The sequence below is a fragment of the Halorubrum sp. AJ67 genome (assembly GCF_000513435.1).
This window is the reverse complement of sequence record NZ_CBVY010000003.1, coordinates 302,008-303,364: the sequence shown is the minus strand read 5'-3', so window position 1 is coordinate 303,364 and position 1,357 is coordinate 302,008. Positions and strand designations below refer to the sequence as shown.

The 1,357-nt window shown below is 69.9% G+C and carries 2 protein-coding genes; one reads left to right on the top strand and one right to left on the bottom strand.

Annotated features, from left to right (window positions below):
- The first annotated feature begins 177 nt into the window (after positions 1-177).
- Positions 178-420 carry a hypothetical protein gene (locus tag BN903_RS04905; protein WP_048076639.1) on the top strand — a complete coding sequence of 81 codons (243 nt, stop codon included), beginning with the start codon at positions 178-180 and terminating at the stop codon, positions 418-420.
- 26 nt (positions 421-446) lie between these two features.
- On the opposite strand, the gene BN903_RS04900 is transcribed toward BN903_RS04905, so the two are convergent.
- Entirely contained in the window at positions 447-1,187 is a 741-nt protein-coding gene (locus tag BN903_RS04900; RefSeq protein WP_048076638.1) for a helix-turn-helix domain-containing protein, read from the bottom strand.
- Between the last annotated feature and the right edge of the window lie 170 nt (positions 1,188-1,357).

The following is a 1,357-nucleotide window of genomic DNA, read 5'->3' as shown; positions in this document are numbered from 1 at the left end:
CCTCGCCGGCAGCGGGCTCTCGACGGTCTCGCTGTCGCTCGCGCTCGTCGCGTGGTGCGTCGTCCCCCTCGCCGCCGCGGCCGTGCTGGTTCGGCGACGGCGGCTGTGAGCGCCGTCGACCGTCCGTGATTCCCGACTCCGGTGGAGTTATCCGACATACGGTCGGAACTGGTGGCGATGCCCTCCGAAACGGACGAACAACTCGAATCGGTCCGTCGTCTCCTCTGGGTCGTCGTGTTCCTGCTCGGAATCGGAGTCGCGGCGCTCGGCGACGTCGCCGCCGCGGTCCGCGGCTACGGGACTCTGATATCGACCGTCGCCCGCGCGACCGGAATCCTGACCGTGATCGCGGTGCTTGCGCTGCTCTACTGGCGACTGTTCCGGATCGAGCCGGAGCCGGAACCGGAGGAAGCGGACTGACCGGAAGAAGTTCGGAGTTTGACCGCCTACTGAATCCGCTCGATCCCGTCGTCGTCCGGCGAGTCGAAGTCGACGGGGCGGCGCGGGAGGTCGTCGACGAACTCCCGGACGATGGTGCGCTCGACGCGCTGGAGCACCTCGCTACAGGTCGATTTGGCGATGCCGACGTGGTCGGCCACCTCGGTGAGCGTGGTCTCCCGCGGCACGTCGTAGTAACCGCGATCGACCGCCTCGAAGAGGACCTCGCGCTGGCGCTCCGTGAGCGATCCGCCGGGGTTCACGCGCTGTTGGACGTACTCGACCTCGAAGTCGGCCCCCACGTCGCGGAGCGCGTCGCCGAACTCCGCGACGCGCTCGTGGTCGCCCGTGACGTCGACGCGGGCGACGCCGTCGCGGATCTCGACCGGCATCTCGATGGGAACCCCCGCCCGCTTGGCGACGGTCTGGAGCAGCGGGACGAGCGCCTCGACCTGAACGGTGACCATCCCGTCGTCTTCGGCCATCACCGAGGAGTGCGTGATCGTGTTGTGGTCCGCGATCGCGTCGAGGATCGGGTCCGTGTCGTCGTCGGTGATCCGGACCAGCGCGAACCCCGCGCCGTCGTCGGGCGTCGCCGTCAACACCTGAAACCGCACGTCCGGGAACTCCCGCGAGACGTCGCCGACCCACGGGCCCTCCGGGATGTCCACGCGGAGGCGTGCCTGTGCCATGCGCGTGCGTTCGGTGCCGGCGTGGAAGTACCTTCGGCTCCGCGACCGTCGGAACATGTTCGTCACAAACGACCCGGGGCCGGCGTCCGTCTCTTCGGGTATGGCATCCGAGACCGGCGATCCGGCGGCGATCGAACGGGCGGTGGCCGAGCGGACGGACGCTCCCGCGGGCGGGGAGACGGTCCCCCTCGACGTCCGCGAGCTGGGGCCGCCGAAACCGCTCCGCG

Bases quoted from the DNA above. Each gene is read 5' to 3' on its own strand.
- BN903_RS04900 (WP_048076638.1), bottom strand. From the start codon at position 1,187: ATGTTCCGACGGTCGCGGAGCCGAAGGTACTTCCACGCCGGCACCGAA.
- BN903_RS04905 (WP_048076639.1), top strand. From the start codon at position 178: ATGCCCTCCGAAACGGACGAACAACTCGAATCGGTCCGTCGTCTCCTC.